Origin of the sequence: Nocardia sp. NPDC056952 (assembly GCF_042674185.1) — a bacterium.
Classification (GTDB): domain Bacteria; phylum Actinomycetota; class Actinomycetes; order Mycobacteriales; family Mycobacteriaceae; genus Nocardia.
On the sequence record NZ_JBHURA010000004.1, the window covers coordinates 171,047 to 185,643 of the forward strand.

Annotated in this window: 18 protein-coding genes and 1 tRNA gene; 7 read left to right on the forward strand and 12 right to left on the reverse strand. The window is 66.1% G+C overall.

What is annotated here, in order from left to right:
• Nucleotides 1-26: 26 nt before the first annotated feature.
• The 4 genes from ACFTS5_RS16900 to ACFTS5_RS16915 form a co-directional block, all read right to left on the reverse strand.
• Complete coding sequence (locus ACFTS5_RS16900) at nt 27-1,481, reverse strand: sensor histidine kinase (protein ID WP_378631702.1); 1,455 nt, start codon at nt 1,479-1,481, stop codon at nt 27-29.
• Complete coding sequence (locus ACFTS5_RS16905; RefSeq protein WP_378631703.1) at nt 1,478-2,191, reverse strand: response regulator transcription factor; 714 nt, start codon at nt 2,189-2,191, stop codon at nt 1,478-1,480. Before ACFTS5_RS16905 ends, ACFTS5_RS16900 begins: the two co-directional genes overlap by 4 nt.
• Before the next feature lie 65 nt (nt 2,192-2,256).
• Complete coding sequence (locus ACFTS5_RS16910; protein WP_378632450.1) at nt 2,257-3,786, reverse strand: trehalose-6-phosphate synthase; 1,530 nt, start codon at nt 3,784-3,786, stop codon at nt 2,257-2,259.
• Nucleotides 3,787-3,830: 44 nt separating this feature from the next.
• Nucleotides 3,831-3,989: a hypothetical protein gene (locus ACFTS5_RS16915; protein ID WP_165610244.1), complete on the reverse strand. Its 159-nt coding sequence runs from the start codon at nt 3,987-3,989 to the stop codon at nt 3,831-3,833.
• 174 nt (nt 3,990-4,163) lie between these two features.
• Here ACFTS5_RS16915 and ACFTS5_RS16920 point away from each other — a divergent pair, with 174 nt between their 5' ends.
• The 4 genes from ACFTS5_RS16920 to ACFTS5_RS16935 all read left to right on the forward strand — a co-directional run bounded on the left by ACFTS5_RS16920 (nt 4,164) and on the right by ACFTS5_RS16935 (nt 6,230).
• Nucleotides 4,164-4,997, forward strand: a complete 834-nt coding sequence (locus ACFTS5_RS16920; RefSeq protein ID WP_378631704.1) for an alpha/beta fold hydrolase — start codon at nt 4,164-4,166, stop codon at nt 4,995-4,997.
• 130 nt (nt 4,998-5,127) lie between these two features.
• The gene (locus ACFTS5_RS16925) at nt 5,128-5,364 is read left to right on the forward strand and encodes an MbtH family protein (protein ID WP_022565839.1); all 237 of its coding nucleotides are present in this window, start codon (nt 5,128-5,130) and stop codon (nt 5,362-5,364) included.
• A 76-nt stretch (nt 5,365-5,440) separates the two neighbouring features.
• Nucleotides 5,441-5,512 (forward strand) — tRNA-Thr (locus tag ACFTS5_RS16930).
• A gap of 82 nt (nt 5,513-5,594) precedes the next feature.
• Nucleotides 5,595-6,230 (forward strand): LysE family translocator, encoded by a 636-nt coding sequence (locus ACFTS5_RS16935; protein ID WP_378631706.1) that lies wholly within the window; start codon nt 5,595-5,597, stop codon nt 6,228-6,230.
• Between the two features lie 322 nt (nt 6,231-6,552).
• Here the strand turns inward: ACFTS5_RS16935 and ACFTS5_RS16940 are convergent, their stop codons facing one another.
• A complete protein-coding gene (locus ACFTS5_RS16940) occupies nt 6,553-6,873 on the reverse strand; it encodes an AbrB/MazE/SpoVT family DNA-binding domain-containing protein (RefSeq protein WP_378631707.1) in 321 nt (106 codons plus the stop codon).
• 197 nt (nt 6,874-7,070) lie between these two features.
• Here ACFTS5_RS16940 and ACFTS5_RS16945 point away from each other — a divergent pair, with 197 nt between their 5' ends.
• On the forward strand, nt 7,071-7,418 hold the full coding sequence (locus ACFTS5_RS16945) for a YciI family protein (protein ID WP_378631709.1): 348 nt from the start codon (nt 7,071-7,073) through the stop codon (nt 7,416-7,418).
• Nucleotides 7,415-8,638, forward strand: coding sequence for an RNA polymerase sigma factor (locus ACFTS5_RS16950; RefSeq protein WP_378631710.1), 1,224 nt, complete (start codon nt 7,415-7,417; stop codon nt 8,636-8,638). The genes ACFTS5_RS16945 and ACFTS5_RS16950 overlap by 4 nt, the downstream gene beginning before the upstream one ends.
• A 48-nt stretch (nt 8,639-8,686) precedes the next feature.
• Here ACFTS5_RS16950 and ACFTS5_RS16955 read toward each other — a convergent pair whose 3' ends face one another.
• Nucleotides 8,687-9,688: a 1-aminocyclopropane-1-carboxylate deaminase/D-cysteine desulfhydrase gene (locus ACFTS5_RS16955; RefSeq protein ID WP_378631712.1), complete on the reverse strand. Its 1,002-nt coding sequence runs from the start codon at nt 9,686-9,688 to the stop codon at nt 8,687-8,689.
• Nucleotides 9,689-9,826: 138 nt separating this feature from the next.
• Nucleotides 9,827-10,252, reverse strand: coding sequence for a hypothetical protein (locus ACFTS5_RS16960; protein WP_378631714.1), 426 nt, complete (start codon nt 10,250-10,252; stop codon nt 9,827-9,829).
• A gap of 195 nt (nt 10,253-10,447) precedes the next feature.
• On the opposite strand from ACFTS5_RS16960, the gene ACFTS5_RS16965 reads away from it, so the two are divergent.
• The gene (locus ACFTS5_RS16965; RefSeq protein ID WP_378631716.1) at nt 10,448-10,858 is read left to right on the forward strand and encodes a DUF6069 family protein; all 411 of its coding nucleotides are present in this window, start codon (nt 10,448-10,450) and stop codon (nt 10,856-10,858) included.
• A 116-nt stretch (nt 10,859-10,974) separates the two neighbouring features.
• Here the strand turns inward: ACFTS5_RS16965 and ACFTS5_RS16970 are convergent, their stop codons facing one another.
• From ACFTS5_RS16970 to ACFTS5_RS16990, 5 genes are all read right to left on the reverse strand, one after another.
• On the reverse strand, nt 10,975-11,730 hold the full coding sequence (locus ACFTS5_RS16970) for an ESX secretion-associated protein EspG (RefSeq protein ID WP_378631718.1): 756 nt from the start codon (nt 11,728-11,730) through the stop codon (nt 10,975-10,977).
• Nucleotides 11,727-12,860: a hypothetical protein gene (locus ACFTS5_RS16975; RefSeq protein WP_378631720.1), complete on the reverse strand. Its 1,134-nt coding sequence runs from the start codon at nt 12,858-12,860 to the stop codon at nt 11,727-11,729. The genes ACFTS5_RS16970 and ACFTS5_RS16975 overlap by 4 nt, the downstream gene beginning before the upstream one ends.
• Before the next feature lie 266 nt (nt 12,861-13,126).
• On the reverse strand, nt 13,127-13,519 hold the full coding sequence (locus tag ACFTS5_RS16980; RefSeq protein ID WP_378631722.1) for a hypothetical protein: 393 nt from the start codon (nt 13,517-13,519) through the stop codon (nt 13,127-13,129).
• Nucleotides 13,520-13,551: 32 nt separating this feature from the next.
• Nucleotides 13,552-14,073: a DUF3558 domain-containing protein gene (locus ACFTS5_RS16985; RefSeq protein WP_378631724.1), complete on the reverse strand. Its 522-nt coding sequence runs from the start codon at nt 14,071-14,073 to the stop codon at nt 13,552-13,554.
• A gap of 91 nt (nt 14,074-14,164) precedes the next feature.
• Nucleotides 14,165-14,590 (reverse strand): HIT family protein, encoded by a 426-nt coding sequence (locus ACFTS5_RS16990; RefSeq protein ID WP_101464615.1) that lies wholly within the window; start codon nt 14,588-14,590, stop codon nt 14,165-14,167.
• Nucleotides 14,591-14,597: the final 7 nt, after the last annotated feature.

Below are 14,597 nucleotides of genomic sequence, written 5' to 3' on the forward strand. Positions count from 1 at the left end.
ACGCCGAGACCGGCCCGGCTCGGTGCTCACACTGAGCTGACCTGGTCGCCGCGTGGCAGTCGCACGGCGAAGGTCGCGCCGCCACCCGGAGTGGCCTCGACCTGAACTGTGCCGCCGTGGGCCGCGACGAGTGCCGCCACGATCGACAGGCCGAGTCCGCTGCCGCTCGTCATGGTGGCGTCGCTGTCGCTCGTGCCGCGGCGGGTACGGGAGATATCCGCACGGTAGAAGCGTTCGAAGACGTGGTTCGCGTCTTCGGTGGTGAGGCCGGGGCCGGTGTCGACGACCTCGAGGCCGACCTCGTCGGTGGCCGGGGTCAAACGGACGGTGATCGAGGTGCCGTCGGGGGTGTGGGTGCGGGCGTTGTCGAGGAGGTTGGTGAGGACCTGGCGCAGGCGGTGTTCGTCGCCGTGGACTTCCAGGGTGCCGATGCCTTCGGCGATGTCGAGGGTGATCGGGTGGTGCCGGCCCGCGGCCGCTTCGACCGCGCGGGCGCTGTGCACGGCGTCGCCTGCCACGGCCAGCAGGTCCACCGGGCCCAGTTCGACGGGGCGTTGGGCATCGAGGCGGGCGAGCATGAGCAGGTCCTCGACCAGCAGGCCCATGCGTTGGGCCTCGTGTTCGATGCGGTTCATGAACATCGCGGGGTCGGTGGTCGCGCCCTGCCGGTACAGCTCGGCGAAGCCGCGGATCGTGGTAAGCGGGGTGCGTAGTTCGTGACTGGCGTCGGCGACGAATCGGCGCATCTTCGCCTCGGAATCGCGCGCGGCGGTCTCGGAGGCCTCGGTGGCGGCGAACGCCTGCTGGATCTGGGTCAGCATGCTGTTCAACGACTGTGACAGTCGATCGACCTCGGTGACGTTGCCGTGCACCGGGATTCGATGATGCAGTTCGCCCCCCGCGATCGCCGCCGCTGTCGCCTCGACCCGGTGCAGCGGTCGCAGACTGCCGCGCACCACGAAATAGGCCGCGATGGCCAGCGCGATCAGCACGATCGCGCCGACGATCAATTGCAGCACAACGAGATTGCGCACCGTCTCGATGTTCTCGGTCAGCGGCCACGCGACCGTCGCCGTGGCGCGATGACCGTTGACAGTGAGCACCCGCCACTGATCGCCCGAATCATCCGTGGAGCCGACCGTAATCGGCTGTAGTGCGGGCGGATCGGGTAGGTCGGGCTGGGAATCGGTACCGAAGACATTGTCGAGGCGCACTTTTCGGGTGCCGTCCGTGCTCTCGGCCGTCACGAAATAGCGTCCGGGCGGCTGTCCGGACTCCGACGAGGGCGGAGGCAGATTCGGCACGGGCAGCCCCACCCGCCGCTCCCACTCCAACGCCGCGTCCTGCAACTGCTGATCGGTGCGGTTCTGCAGCGAGTTCTCCATCGCCTTGGTCACCACGAAACTCGAAGCGACCAAACCGAATCCGGCCAGCGCGACCAGCATCAACACCAGCGTCACCCGCAGGGGAAGTCTGCTCACCGGGTGGGCTCACGCATCACATAGCCGACACCGCGCAGCGTGTGGATCAACCGCTGCTCGCCGGTGTCGACCTTCTTGCGCAGGTAGGACACGTACGTCTCCACCACGCCCACCTCGCCACCGAAGTCGTAGCGCCACACGTGATCCAGGATCCGGGGCTTGCTCAGTACGCTGCCCGCGTTCACCATGAAATAGCGCAACAGCGTGAACTCGGTGGGGGACAAGGCCACCGGCTCGCCGGCTTTCCACACCTCGTGCGTGTCGTCGTCGAGTTCGATATCGGCGAAGCGCAACCGGGTGCTCGCCTTCTCGGGTTCGGCGTGGCCCGCGCGGCGCAGGATCACCCGCAGCCGCGCCACCACCTCCTCCAGGCTGAACGGCTTGGTGACGTAGTCGTCGGCGCCGAGGGTGAGCCCGGTGATCTTGTCGTCCACCTCGTCGCGCGCGGTCAGGAACAGCACCGGCGCGTCGATCCCGTCGGCGCGCAACCGGCGCAGCAGGCCGAAGCCGTCCATGCCGGGCATCATCACGTCGACGATCAGCGCCTGCGGTCGGAACGTGCGCGCCCGATCCAGCGCCTCGGCGCCGTCGGCCGCCGTCGCCACCTCGAACCCCTGGTAGCGCAGGCTCACCGCCAGCAGCTCGACGATCATCGGTTCGTCGTCGACGACGAGTACCCGCGCCTCGGGCACATCAGGCACACCGTTCATGCCCCTATGCTCCACCACCCCGCTGGGAAGTGGCTGGACCGACGCTGTGAGGTCGCTGTGTGCCGCTAGCGTTGGTCGGCGGGGTAGGTCTGCTCGTCGCTCATCAGCGCCGAACCCGCCACATTGCCCTGCGACAGCGCGTCGAGGAACGCGCGCGCCCAGCGTTCGACATCGTGGGTGAGCACCTGGCGACGCAGGGACCGCATCCGGCGGCGCTTGGTGTCGCGATCGTCGTCGAGTGCGCCGATGATCGCGTCCTTGACGCTGTCCAGGTCGTGCGGGTTGCACAGGTAGGACTGACGCAGCTCGGCCGCGGCGCCGGTGAACTCGCTCAGTACCAGGGCGCCGTTGAGGTCGCTGTGGCAGGCCACGTACTCCTTCGCCACCAGGTTCATGCCGTCGCGCAGGGGCGTGACCAGCATGGCGTCGGCGGCGATGAAGAAGGCGATCAACTCGTCGCGGGGGATCGGGCGGTGCAGGTAGTGCACGACCGGGTAGCCGACGCGGGCGAATTCACCGTTGATCCGGCCCACCTGACGTTCGATGTCGCCGCGCATCTTGATGTAGCTCTGCACGCGCTCGCGGCTGGGGGTGGCCAGCTGCACCATCACCGTCTCGGTCGGGTCGATGCGGCCCTCCTCGAGGAGTTCCTGCAGCGCGTTGAGCCGGATATCGATGCCCTTGGTGTAGTCGAGGCGGTCGACGCCGAGCATGATGTTCTTGGGATTGCCCAGCTCAGCACGTATTTTCGCGGCTCGCTCGCGCACCGAACGCCGCCGCGACGATTCGTCGAGTTCGGCCGAATCGATCGAGATGGGGAACGCGCCGACGCGCACCGTGCGGAAACCGACCTGTACGACACCCAGTTTCGAGCGAACCCCGATCGTGCCGCGGGAGGTGGGCTGACCGGCCAGTCTGCGGGCCAAGTAGAGGAAGTTCTGCGCGCCGCCGGGCAGGTGGAAGCCGATCAGGTCGGCCCCGAGCAGGCCCTCGACGATCTCGGTGCGCCACGGCATCTGCATGAACAGTTCGACCGGCGGGAACGGGATGTGCAGGAAGAAGCCGATGGTCAGATCGGGGCGAAGCATGCGCAGCATCTTGGGCACCAGCTGGAGCTGGTAGTCCTGCACCCATACCGTGGCGCCTTCGGCGGCCACCTTGGCGGTCTCCTCGGCGAAGCGCCGGTTGACCTCGACATAGGCCGCCCACCACGCCCTGTCGTACACCGGGCGCACGATCACATCGTGGTACAGCGGCCACAGCGTGCCGTTGGAGAACCCCTCGTAGTAGTCCTCCACCTCCTGCGCCGTGAGCGGCACCGGATACAGCTCGAGCCCGTCCTCGATGATCGGTTCGACTTCGACATCGGGCACACCCGCCCAGCCGACCCAGGCGCCTTTGTTGCTGCGCAGCACCGGTTCCAGCGCGGTCACCAGCCCGCCGGGGCTGCGCTTCCATCGGGTAGTGCCGTCGGGCAGGCGCTCGAGGTCGACCGGGAGCCGGTTGGCGACGACAACGAATCCCGAACCCGCGCCGTTCGGCACGAGGGTTTCACTGTTTTCGGACGGACGGTCGTTGGACGGTTGATCGATCATTTGGTCCACTCACGCATCCTTATGCGTCGCAGGGGTGCGCTGTGTCAGGCGGGGGCGATGCCGAGCATCGACAGCAGCATGCGGCATTCGTCGGCGTCTTCGGCGTGTGCCGCGACGACCTTCTGTGCCTGGCGGGCGGTCTCGTCGGCAAGCGGCTCGAGTTCGTCGTCGGCGATGTCGTTGGCGGTGCTCTTCGCGGCCATAATGGGTTCGTCCTCCCGGTTTCCCTGCGCTCTACCTGCGAGTGATCAATACTATCGGGCGCCGGCGCACGGCCGATGAACTAGCGACGCGTAACACCCCGCCCCGGTGCCGTGTCGTGGCGGTCCCGTTACCGTGGGGCAGTACACGATCGACCCCGCAGAGAGGTTTCTTTCATGCCACTGGCCACGGTGAACGGCATCGCACTGAACTATCAGGTCAAGGGCGACCGTACCAAGGGCACCGACGTCAAGGGCGGTGGTCCGCTGGTGGTGTTGATCATGGGAACGGGCTCGCCGGGCCGGGTGTGGGAGCTGCATCAGGTTCCCGCGCTGGTCGCGGCCGGTTACCGGGTCTGCGTGTTCGACAACCGCGGGATCGCGCCGTCGTTCGAGGCCGCGGGCGGGATGCGGATCGAGGAGTTGGTCGCCGATACCGCAGCGCTCATCGAGTTCCTCGACGAGGGCCCCGCGCTGGTCGCGGGCACGTCGATGGGTGCGCGGGTGGCGCAGGAGCTGGCGCTCGCCCGGCCGGATCTGGTGCGCAAGGCCGTGTTCATGGCCGGACACGGCAGGCTGGATCAGTTCCAGAAGACGTTGTCGGCCGGTGAGCAGGAGCTCGACGCCTCGGCGGTGAAGCTGCCCGCGAAATTCGAGGCGGCGTTGAGCGCGGTGATGAATCTGTCGCCCGCGACGATGGCCGATACCAACGCGGCGCGCGACTGGCTCGATCTGTTCGAGTTCAGCGTGGGGACGCCCTCGGCCGGTGTCCGTGCCCAGCGAGCGATGGATCACGAATTCGATCGGGTCGCCGCGTATCGTTCGATTACGGTGCCCTGCTTGGCAATTGGGTTCGCCGATGATCGGATGATCCCGCCGTACCTCTCGCGCGAGGTCGCCGAGGCCATTCCCGGCGCCCGCTACCAGGAGGTCCCGGATACCGGTCACTACGGCTACCTGGAGCGACCCGAGGCGATCAACAAGATCTTGCTCGACTTCTTCGCCGCCTGACCGCCCTGACCGGGGCAGCATCGGGTAACTCCCTACCAGTAACGTATGCCTTGCTAGGGTCGACACAACGCTCGTGGCTTCGCGGCCGCGCAGTGATCCTGTACACAGCGCCAGTATCCAGTGAGGTGAAATGAGCACCAACCCCTTCGACGACGAGGACGGCCGCTTCTTCGTTCTGGTCAACGATGAAGAGCAGCACTCCCTGTGGCCCGCGTTCGCGGAGGTCCCGGCGGGCTGGCGTGTCGTGTTCGGCGAAGAAAGCCGGGCAGCGTGCGTCGAGTACGTCGAGAAGAACTGGACCGACATGCGGCCCAAGAGCCTGCGTGACGCGATGGCCGCCGACGACGCAGCCCGCGCCCAGTCCTGATCTCCTCCGCCACCGCGTGACACCCATCCGGTGTCGCGCGGTTGGCGTGCGCGGCTAAGATAGTCGCGCACCACCCGCCTCCTTAGCTCAGTGGTAGAGCACCGCTCTTGTAAAGCGAAGGTCGTCAGTTCAATCCTGACAGGGGGCTCGACAAGGACCTGACCTGTGACAGCAGGTCGGGTCCTTTTTGTCTCGTGACCATGATGTCGCCGGCCGGTTAGGGTCGGTGGATGGTTCCGCTGTCTCATGCGGCGGCATTCGTGGCTGCCGCGTTCGTCATCATCGTGATTCCGGGTCCGAATGTGCTGTTCGCTATCGGGCGGGCACTGACCCTGGGCCGCAGGCCGGCGATTCTGTCGGTGATCGGCGCGGTGGCAGGCTCGGCCGTTCCGCTGGTCGCGGTGGCCTTCGGGCTGGGGGCGGTGTTGATGGCGTCGTCCGCGCTGTTCCTGATCGTGAAGGTCGCCGGCGCCGGTTACCTCGTCTACCTGGGCGTCGTGACGATTCGGGACCGGAAGAAGTTGGTGACGGCGCTCGCCGCGGAGGTGCCGAATACCACCGGGCGGCGGGTGCTGTGGCAGGGTTTCGTTGTCGGCGCGACAAATCCCAAGACGATGGTGTTCTTCGGTGCGGTCCTGCCGCAGTTCACGGTGCCGGAGGCGGGCGCACTGCCCGCTCAGTTACTGGTGCTCGGCGCGATCTTCCTCGTGATTCAGACAGCTTCGGACAGCGCGTGGGCGTTGCTCGCGGGCACCGTGCGGACGTGGTTCGCTCGATCTCCGCGCCGACTGGAGGCGGTCGGCAGCGTGGGTGGGGCGATGATCATCGGAGTGGGTGGCAGCGTGGCGTTCTCCGGGGCCAACTGAACGGTGCGGTGGCGTTATGGGCGGTCGTAGATTCCGTGGTCGCCGATTCGTCGCCAGACCAGGATCGGCTCGCTCTCGTTCGTCTTCTCCAGGTGGAACGTGGCCCTACCGTCCGGTGAGGTGAAATTCCACGTGAGTGAGTAGACCTCGCAGTTGCTCAGTTTGTGAATCCGCAGGCGTGTCGGCCAGGGTGGTGAGCCCGCGAACGCTCCGGCGTCGATGGCCGGCAGGAAATGTGAGCGTAGGGCTTGCTGAAACATGCGTTGATGTTCAGCGGGCAGACGTCGCAGATCTCGATCGAACGATGCAAGCGTCCGGTATTTCACTCCACGGCCTCGCTGGGACCCGACGCCAGAGTGTCGAGGTGCGCCAAGAACGATTCGGCGTTGTCGAAAGTGGTGTGTCGCCCAGCCTCGACATCGGCTTCGGCCTCGCGTTCAGCGGCCTGGTGGCCCTCGTTCCAGAACCAGATCTCATCGACGGGGACCGGCAATGTGGGTCGAAGCTCGATCACGCCGTCGTTGCGTTCGGTGATTTCCAGCTGCGCACCTGGCTCGTCCAGCCGGTACTTCTTCCGGAGCTCGGCGGGCAGCGCGACCGTGCCACGTCCCTGGATTGCCGCGTATCCGCGAAAATTGCCCATCGCCCCACTATCCCCTCGAGCAGTAAAGCCGTCAAGCAGCAAAGCTGCTATTCCGAAAGTGGTGGAACTCGTGGGCCGATGCGCCCATTTCGGAGAAGATTCGGGGGATCTCGTCGAGAGTTGTCGTATCTGGGTCGGCCTGTTCGTGGTGTGGGTAGAGGCGGCCGATCGGCGGCCACCGACGAAGGGAGATCGTGATGACTCAGTACCTGCTTTCCGTTGTTGTCGAGCCGAGTGTTTATGACATTCCGCAGGAGGAGGCGCAGCCGCAGTACGAGGCGACGGGAAGGTTCAACGACGAGCTCCAGGCCGAAGGGGTGTGGGTGTTCGCTGGTGGGCTCGGGCGGATCGATGAGGCGACCACGGTCGACAACACCGGTGCTGATGTGGTGGTCACCGACGGGCCGTATGCCGAGACCAAGGAATGCCTCGGCGGATTCTGGGTCGTGGAGGTGCCCGACCTCGATGCCGCGCTGAAGATCGCCGCCAGGGCGTCGAAGGTCTGCGAGCAGAAGATCGAGATCAGGACGTTCGACGGCGCATGAGCGACGACACTCGCGCCCGGATCGATCGGATCTATCGCGAGGAGTACGGCCGGGTGGTCGCCTCGCTCGCCCGGCGTTTCGGCGATCTCGACATCGCCGAGGACGCCGCGGGCGAGGCCCTGCTCACCGCCATCGAACGGTGGCCGGTCGACGGCATACCGCCCAACCCGGGCGGCTGGCTGACGAAGACCGCGGGCAACCGCGCGATCGACCGGATCCGCCGGGAATCACTGCGCGACGCGAAACACCAGGCAGCCATGATCATCGACGATCACACACCGCACGAACCGACCGGACCGATCAACGACGACCGTCTCCGGCTCGTCTTCACTTGTTGCCATCCGGCATTGGCGCCGGAGGCGCGAGTCGCGCTGACACTGCGCCTGCTCGGCGGGCTCACCGTCGGCGAGATCGCTCGTGCGTTTCTCGTTGCCGAAACGACCATGGCGCAACGCATCACCCGCGCCAAGGCCAAGATCAAAGCCGCGCACATCCCGTTCCGCGTACCCGATCGCGATGACGTCACCGATCGGCTCGGCGGTGTGCTGGAGGTCGTCTATCTCATCTTCAACGAGGGGTATCTGGCAGGCGCGCAATCTGTTCGGGTCGACCTGACGGCGGAGGCCGTTCGGCTCGGCCGCATCATGCGCGATCTGCTGCCCGATGACGGCGAGGTTGCCGGGTTGCTCGCGCTGATGTTGCTCATCGACGCCCGCCGCGCGGCACGTTTCGCGGGCGGGGAGCTGGTGACGCTCGACGAGCAGGACCGCGGCGGCTGGGACCACACTCTTATCGCCGAGGGACACGCGCTGGTACGCGAATGCCTGCGCCGGGTCGCGGCAGGCGGCGTCCCACCTGGTCGCTATCAGATCATGGCGGCGATCAACGCGGTCCACACCGACGCGGCCGACCCCCGCGACACCGATTGGAACCAGATCGTCGCCCTCTACGACCAGCTCTACACCGTCACCCCGACCCCGATCGTCGCCCTCAACCGCGCCGTCGCCATCGCCGAACTCGATGGTCCGAATGTCGCGCTGGCACAGATAGATGCGCTGCCGCTCGACGGGTACCACGCTTGGCACGCCGCCCGCGCCGATCTGCTCCGCAGGTTGGGGCGCAGCGCCGAGGCGAGATCCGCCTACGACGCCGCGATCGCCGCCACCCAGAATCCAGCCGAGCGCGCGTACCTGACCAGGAGGCGCGAGCACCTTGTGTAGAAGGGTCCATCCAGGGACCGGCGCGCATCGCTGGCATGGACTCGCGTGTTATCGCGGCCCGTTCGTGTTGAGGTAGAGGACAGGGCCGTCGCCGAACGTGCCCTGCTCGTTCATCGCCAGCAGTGCCGCCATGGCCTTGGCGGTATAGACCGGTTCGAGGTCCAGGTGCTCGTGGCCGGCTGACAAGGATTGGGCGCGTTCGCCTTCCGGTGTGGGGTGGCCGTAGCCGCTACCGAGCCAGTCGGTGACGATGTCGATGTCCTCGACTCGCGGTTCGAGATCGGCGAGATCCGCGCCTCGCTGACGCAGCAGTCGCGCGGTACGGCGGGCGAGCCGGGTGATCGTCGCCGGGTCCAACCGCAGCGTGTCGTTGACGACGACACCGACCGGCCGGGTAGTCAAACCCGCCATCCGCAAACCGAGCTGTAGCCCCGCGATCGTGCCGCCGGATCCGACGGCGGTCACGAGGTGGGTGGGCTCGGGTAGCTCGCCGCGATGTACTTGTCCGGCCAATTCGAGCGCGGCCTCGACGTAGCCGAGGACACCGACCGGCGAGGATCCGCCCGGCGGCAGGAAGTAGGGCAGATGCCCGACGCTGGTGTGCCGGGCGAGCAGCATCGGCGCGGTGAGGACGGTCCGCGTCTTCGAATGCGTGAAATAGAGTGCGGCGCCGCTGTTCTCGAGTCGGCGCAGCTGTGCGCGGACATGCTCGTCCACGGGCTGGTCGACGAGGGCGAGAGCGGTGCCGAGTCCGTGGTCGCGGGCGTACAGGGCGACTGCCAGTCCCCAGTTCGTACCCAATCCGCCGACGGTCACGATGGTCCGGGAGCCGCGCCGGTGTGCGTCGGGGAGAATCCATTCCAGCTTGCGGACTTTGTTGCCACCCCACCCGCCGTCACCGAATGCGCTGTCGTCCTTGAGCCAGACCGGCGCGCCGCCGGCAGGCAGCGCATCGAGTCGGCGGACCGGCGTCGGGCCGGAGCTCAGTCCGATATGCGGCAGGGTTTCGCGCAGGCGTGGAAAGCGTTGGTGCAGAAGCGGAGTGTTCATCGGCCGATATCGTGGAAACAGTCGCCGGTCCGTGGGCGCAGCACATTTTCCTCCTCGGATTCGGTACTGCCCACCGTATCGAATCTGCTGTGCGCGGCCATAGAAATCGCCGCCCACGATCCGGCTGACTGACGAGCGCTACGGCACGTAGAGGTCTGCGCCGGAGCACTGCATGGTCTGGCCCGCGGACAGGCCGGAGGTGCCTACCGCGCCGGTCAGGCGGACCGTGCCCCAGCCGGTGTCCACGTTGAAGCTGGGCATGTTGGCGCCGATGGTGCCGTCCTGGGCGACGACGCCGGATTCGCCGGTGTCGAGGTTGGTCCAGTTGACGGTCGCGTGGTAGCCGAAGGGGCCGAAGTTCGAATCGCCGCGGGGCTGAATCGAGATGGTGCCGGGACGGTCGTCCGATGAGGTCGCCACCAGCGACAGATAGAACGGATACAGGTGGAAATTCGCGTTCGAACCGAGGCACTGAATCTTCGCCTCGCGTACCTCCGCCGACGCTGTGCCTGCCCCGAGTAGGGATATCGCGACGACGGTGGTGAGTCCAACGGTCAAACGCATCTGCGAAACCTTCCGATAGGAACGACCCGGAGCCCAGTACATCGTTTCCTGAGCGAAAGAACAAGGGCGCTCGCCGGCACCGGTCCACGGCCAGAGCCGAAAGAACTTCGCCGAGACCTGTCGTATTCGCCCGGTCCTGTTCGTGGAACCGAGGAGAGGCGGCAACGGGCTGCCCACACCACACAGGAGTACGACATGAACACCTCCGCTTACACCGCGCCCACTGTCGGCAGCAGCTCCGCCTTCTGGCGCCCGGCCGTACTGGCGGCCGTCGGCGCCGCGGCCGCGACAACGGCCGTAGCCGCCGTCGCCCACGCCGCCGGCGTTTCCCTCGCGATCGAAGGCGAACAGATCCCACTCGCCGGATTCACCCAGCTCACCTTGATCTTCGCCGCGATCGGTATCCTTTTCGCCGCCGCCCTGCGTAAGTGGGCCCGAAACCCCCGCACGGTGTTCGTACGCACCACGATGGCACTGACCGTGCTCTCGCTCGTCCCCGATCTGATCGTGAACGCGGCCGCCGACACCAAGCTCACCCTGATGCTCACCCACCTCGTCGCCGCCGCGATCGTCATTCCGGCGGTCGCCACCCGGCTCGATGCCTAGCGTCGGTTGGGTACTTCGTGAGCGGCCATAGCGAACTGGGCTACAGCGGAGATCGTGTGCAGACACCCCGGGCTGTACACGATTTCCGCTGTGAATGTTTCCCCCAGCGCTGTTGGCTACCAGGCTGATTGGCGGGTGCCGGCTGTGGCTTTCTCGATCAGGTGTTGGAGGTGGGCTTCGATTCGGTCGGGGGTGATGGGGGTTACTTCTACTCGTTCGCCTTCTTGGATGAGGTAGCGGCCGTCGTCGGTGTAGTCGACCAGTTGGAGAGTGGTGCCGCCTTCCTGCCAGCCGTCCAGGGCAGGGCCGGTGGCTACGCGGAATTCCGCGTAGGTGGTGAAGGGGCGTTTGAGGAATTTGAGGGCTTGTTCGGCGGGGGTGCGGTGGCGGGCGTAGGGGTCGGGGGTGGTGGTGAAGTCGTCGCGGTGGACGTTGAAGCCGCCGGTGGTGCCCGCGGGAGTTTTCGGGAGGATGGCCAGCAGGCGGGTGACGATGGCGTGCGCCGGACGCAGGGTGATCAGGATGTTGCCGCCCTGGCCGTATTCGGGACCGGGGAGCTGGGCGGCGACAACGCCGTTGCTCGCCTCGGTGGTCGCGCAGGCACGGACCATCCGGGTGCGGCCGTCGAAGCGGTGCCCGAACAGTTCCACCCGGATTTCGGGGTGCGCGAGGGCGTGTAGGGCGTGGTACAGCGATTCGTCGGTGCCCATCTTGGCGATCAGCGAATCCGCGGCACGACGGCATTCCCGATCGAACTCGACCTGCGTTTCGACACCTGCCGTGAAGGTGAGGGGCCAGGGCATACGGTCGCGACCGAGCGTTTCCCAGGCGACCCAGAATTCGAACGGGGTCAGCTCCCAGGTGTCGGTCATGCGTCGCCGCCGATCACCGGCGGGACGTGCAGGCGTTCGGGGCCGAGCAGTTCTTCGTGGACGCCGCGCAAGTAGTCGGGAGCCTGGTGCTCGTTCTCGTCGTCCTTGCCGCCGCCGCGTGCGCCGGGGGCGCCCATTCCACCCATGCCCGACATCCCCGAGCGGCCCGACGACGCACCGGAACCCGCGCCCGCGCCCGCACCGGCGCCTTGCTTCTGACCGGCGGTCCCGGGGACTGCCGCACCGGGCGTGCCCGCGCCTGCTCCGGCACCAGCGCCCGCACCCGCTCCGCCGCCGGAGCCGAGTCCGCCGGGGGACGTGCCGGCCGGGGTAGTGCCCGGGGTGGTGCCTGACGGAGTCGTGGTGGTGGGGGTTTCCGGGGTTGTCGTGGCGGCCGTGGTCTCGTCGCCGGTGCTGTCGTCAGTGGTCTGGTCGTCGGTGGTGTCGTCGTCACCGGGGTCGGTGGTGGTGGGGGTTTCCGGCTCCGTGGTGGACGGGGTCGTGTCGTCGGTGCTCGGCTTGGTGGTGGTGCCGGTGGGCTTGTCGGTGGTGGTGCCCGTCGGCTTGTCCTTGGTGGTGTCGCCGGTCGGCTTGTCGGACTGGGGTTTCGATGGCTCGGGAACCTTCGGGACCTGGGTGTCGGACTGTTGCGCGACCGGCTTGTAGACGGTCTCCATCACCTGGCGAGCCGCGGCTTGGGCGGCATCGGAGCGGCCTGCGCTGGTGCTGTCCATGACGAAGCTGGTTACGGTGCCGAGCCCGGGCGCGACCGCGTTGGAGAGCGTGGTGGCGACCAATCCCGCGACGGTGCTGCTCTGTTGGTCGGACTCGTGCGGTACCGAGTACTTCACCTGATTGAAGCCGGAGTAAGCCTCTTCCATCTTGTTGCCGATCAGGGAGGCAGCCTGGTCGACCTTGTGCACGTCGGCGAGATAGCTCTTGGTGCTCGCCAGCGCTTGACTCGCTGCGCTTCCCGACCAGCCCCGCTCCATTTCCTTCTGGATACTGTCGTGGAAGGCGGTGGCTTTCGTCGTGGTGTCGGTTGCCAACTGCCGCCAGGCCTGAACGCTGGTGCTCATCGTCTCGGGGCTGATCGACTCGACAAATTTCATGATGTCCGAATGGCTCATGGTGAGGAACGATTCTAGAACGGGCGGCACGACCTGCGGTGTGAACTCGCCGGAAAATCCGTTGGCAAGGCTGGAATTCTCGGCATAGATGCGAGACCGTGCGCTGTTGCCCGCAGCCTGGGCGTCTAGCTCGGACTGCGTGGCGGAGATATCGGAATCGAACAATGAGCCGATTCGGTCACCAATTCTGGACGGGCTCGACGCTGTCAATGCAACGCTGCCCAGTTTGCTCATGAAATCTGAAAAGGTCATTTATCCCCCCGGATTCAGTCTACTTTGTTGGTCTGTTGTTTGATAGCGAGCTGAGTGGCTTCGTCGCAGTTCTTGTATGCGGCACCGGCTTTGCGATACATGTCGGCCATGGCTGCTAGCACTTCTTGATGGAGGCGGATGGCATCGGAGTAGGAACCGGTGCCAGGGCCGCCGATTGCAAGGTCTGCAAACTTCTGCCCGAGCTTAGTTGCTGAGCCCAAGCTGCCGAAAGACCCGACATTGACCATGCTCTGCGTCCGAGACTTCAGTCGGTCCAGGTCGGAAATGTAGTTATCGCAATGCTTCGCGCATCTCTCGGCGGTGTCGAATTCGATCACCAGCCTGCCTGCGGCGGCTTCGCCGGCTAGTGTCTGAAACTTTTTTGTGAGCTCGTGAGGATCGGCCATTTCGTATATCTCCAGTGTGGATACGGTCGTCGCTAGCGGGGGATTGATGAAGCGAAATGAGGTGCCGCATCATTCACCCAAACGCAGGGGTCGGTGGTCGAGTTGCTGCTTGAGGCTTTGCTTGCCGTCAAGGTGACCCGTCCCTGGCTCGTGTCGAAGGCGATTTCGCATTCTTCCGGAGGGTTGATCGTGCCCAAGTAGAACTGCAAGGCCGGCCTGCCGCTGACTGTTACATCACGAAAATCGCGAAAATATTGGTTCTCGCGAAATTGTTGCAGTGTATTTGTTGTGGAAAAGAACGAAATGAAGTGATCGCCTGCTCGCCAACTGCAGCCCTTCCAATCCGGGCGCGGTACCGAGAAGGGGTTGTCGTCCTTCGTTGCAGGATCGGCCCCCGCCGCCTGCAACACACTGTCCGACACAGCGCACGGATCGAACAGCTGCTCCTTGGTCAGCGGAGCCCCGCTGGCCTCGGGCTGCCCGTCGACCGCTGTGGAACATCCGGTGAGCGCCACTACAGCGCACACCCCGGCGGCAAAGCCAACCAGTCGCATCGTCTCTCCTCTTTCGCACACAACGACCACTCGATGTCTTAGACGCGCGCCCGGTCGTTTCGGTTCCATCCAGGCAGAACTCGGGCAGAACTCAGGCCGGGACGTTCGCTCCGTGGCCGAGGTCGCGGAGGGCGGCCTTGATCTTGGTCTGGGCTTCGTCGAGGGATTCGGGGGTGGGGTCGGTGTTCGCGCCCGAGATGTCGAAGTCGCCCATGGTGTAGGCGGGGAAGACGTGGGTGTGCAGGTGGGGGACCTCGAGGCCGGCGATGAGCAGGCCGGCGCGGGGGGCGTCGAAGGCGACGCGGACGGCCTGGCCGATCTTCTGGGCGACGCCCATCATCCGGGCCATCACGGCGGGATCCACGTCTTGCCACTGGTCGATCTCCGCGCGCGGGACGACGAGGGTGTGGCCCTGGGTGACGGGGCCGATGGTGAGGAAGCCGACGAACTCGTCGTCTTCCCAGACGAAGCGGCCGGGGATCTGACCTGCGATGATCGCGCTGAAGACGGATGCCATACCGGTG

Excerpts from the sequence above, each read along its gene's own strand:
- ACFTS5_RS16905 (WP_378631703.1), bottom strand. The coding sequence starts at position 2,191 with ATGAACGGTGTGCCTGATGTGCCCGAGGCGCGGGTACTCGTCGTCGAC.
- ACFTS5_RS16910 (WP_378632450.1), bottom strand. The coding sequence starts at position 3,786 with ATGATCGATCAACCGTCCAACGACCGTCCGTCCGAAAACAGTGAAACC.
- ACFTS5_RS16915 (WP_165610244.1), bottom strand. The coding sequence starts at position 3,989 with ATGGCCGCGAAGAGCACCGCCAACGACATCGCCGACGACGAACTCGAG.
- ACFTS5_RS16920 (WP_378631704.1), top strand. The coding sequence starts at position 4,164 with ATGCCACTGGCCACGGTGAACGGCATCGCACTGAACTATCAGGTCAAG.
- ACFTS5_RS16925 (WP_022565839.1), top strand. The coding sequence starts at position 5,128 with ATGAGCACCAACCCCTTCGACGACGAGGACGGCCGCTTCTTCGTTCTG.
- ACFTS5_RS16935 (WP_378631706.1), top strand. The coding sequence starts at position 5,595 with ATGGTTCCGCTGTCTCATGCGGCGGCATTCGTGGCTGCCGCGTTCGTC.
- ACFTS5_RS16940 (WP_378631707.1), bottom strand. The coding sequence starts at position 6,873 with ATGGGCAATTTTCGCGGATACGCGGCAATCCAGGGACGTGGCACGGTC.
- ACFTS5_RS16945 (WP_378631709.1), top strand. The coding sequence starts at position 7,071 with ATGACTCAGTACCTGCTTTCCGTTGTTGTCGAGCCGAGTGTTTATGAC.
- ACFTS5_RS16950 (WP_378631710.1), top strand. The coding sequence starts at position 7,415 with ATGAGCGACGACACTCGCGCCCGGATCGATCGGATCTATCGCGAGGAG.
- ACFTS5_RS16955 (WP_378631712.1), bottom strand. The coding sequence starts at position 9,688 with ATGAACACTCCGCTTCTGCACCAACGCTTTCCACGCCTGCGCGAAACC.
- ACFTS5_RS16960 (WP_378631714.1), bottom strand. The coding sequence starts at position 10,252 with ATGCGTTTGACCGTTGGACTCACCACCGTCGTCGCGATATCCCTACTC.
- ACFTS5_RS16965 (WP_378631716.1), top strand. The coding sequence starts at position 10,448 with ATGAACACCTCCGCTTACACCGCGCCCACTGTCGGCAGCAGCTCCGCC.
- ACFTS5_RS16970 (WP_378631718.1), bottom strand. The coding sequence starts at position 11,730 with ATGACCGACACCTGGGAGCTGACCCCGTTCGAATTCTGGGTCGCCTGG.
- ACFTS5_RS16975 (WP_378631720.1), bottom strand. The coding sequence starts at position 12,860 with ATGAGCCATTCGGACATCATGAAATTTGTCGAGTCGATCAGCCCCGAG.
- ACFTS5_RS16980 (WP_378631722.1), bottom strand. The coding sequence starts at position 13,519 with ATGGCCGATCCTCACGAGCTCACAAAAAAGTTTCAGACACTAGCCGGC.
- ACFTS5_RS16985 (WP_378631724.1), bottom strand. The coding sequence starts at position 14,073 with ATGCGACTGGTTGGCTTTGCCGCCGGGGTGTGCGCTGTAGTGGCGCTC.
- ACFTS5_RS16990 (WP_101464615.1), bottom strand. The coding sequence starts at position 14,590 with ATGGCATCCGTCTTCAGCGCGATCATCGCAGGTCAGATCCCCGGCCGC.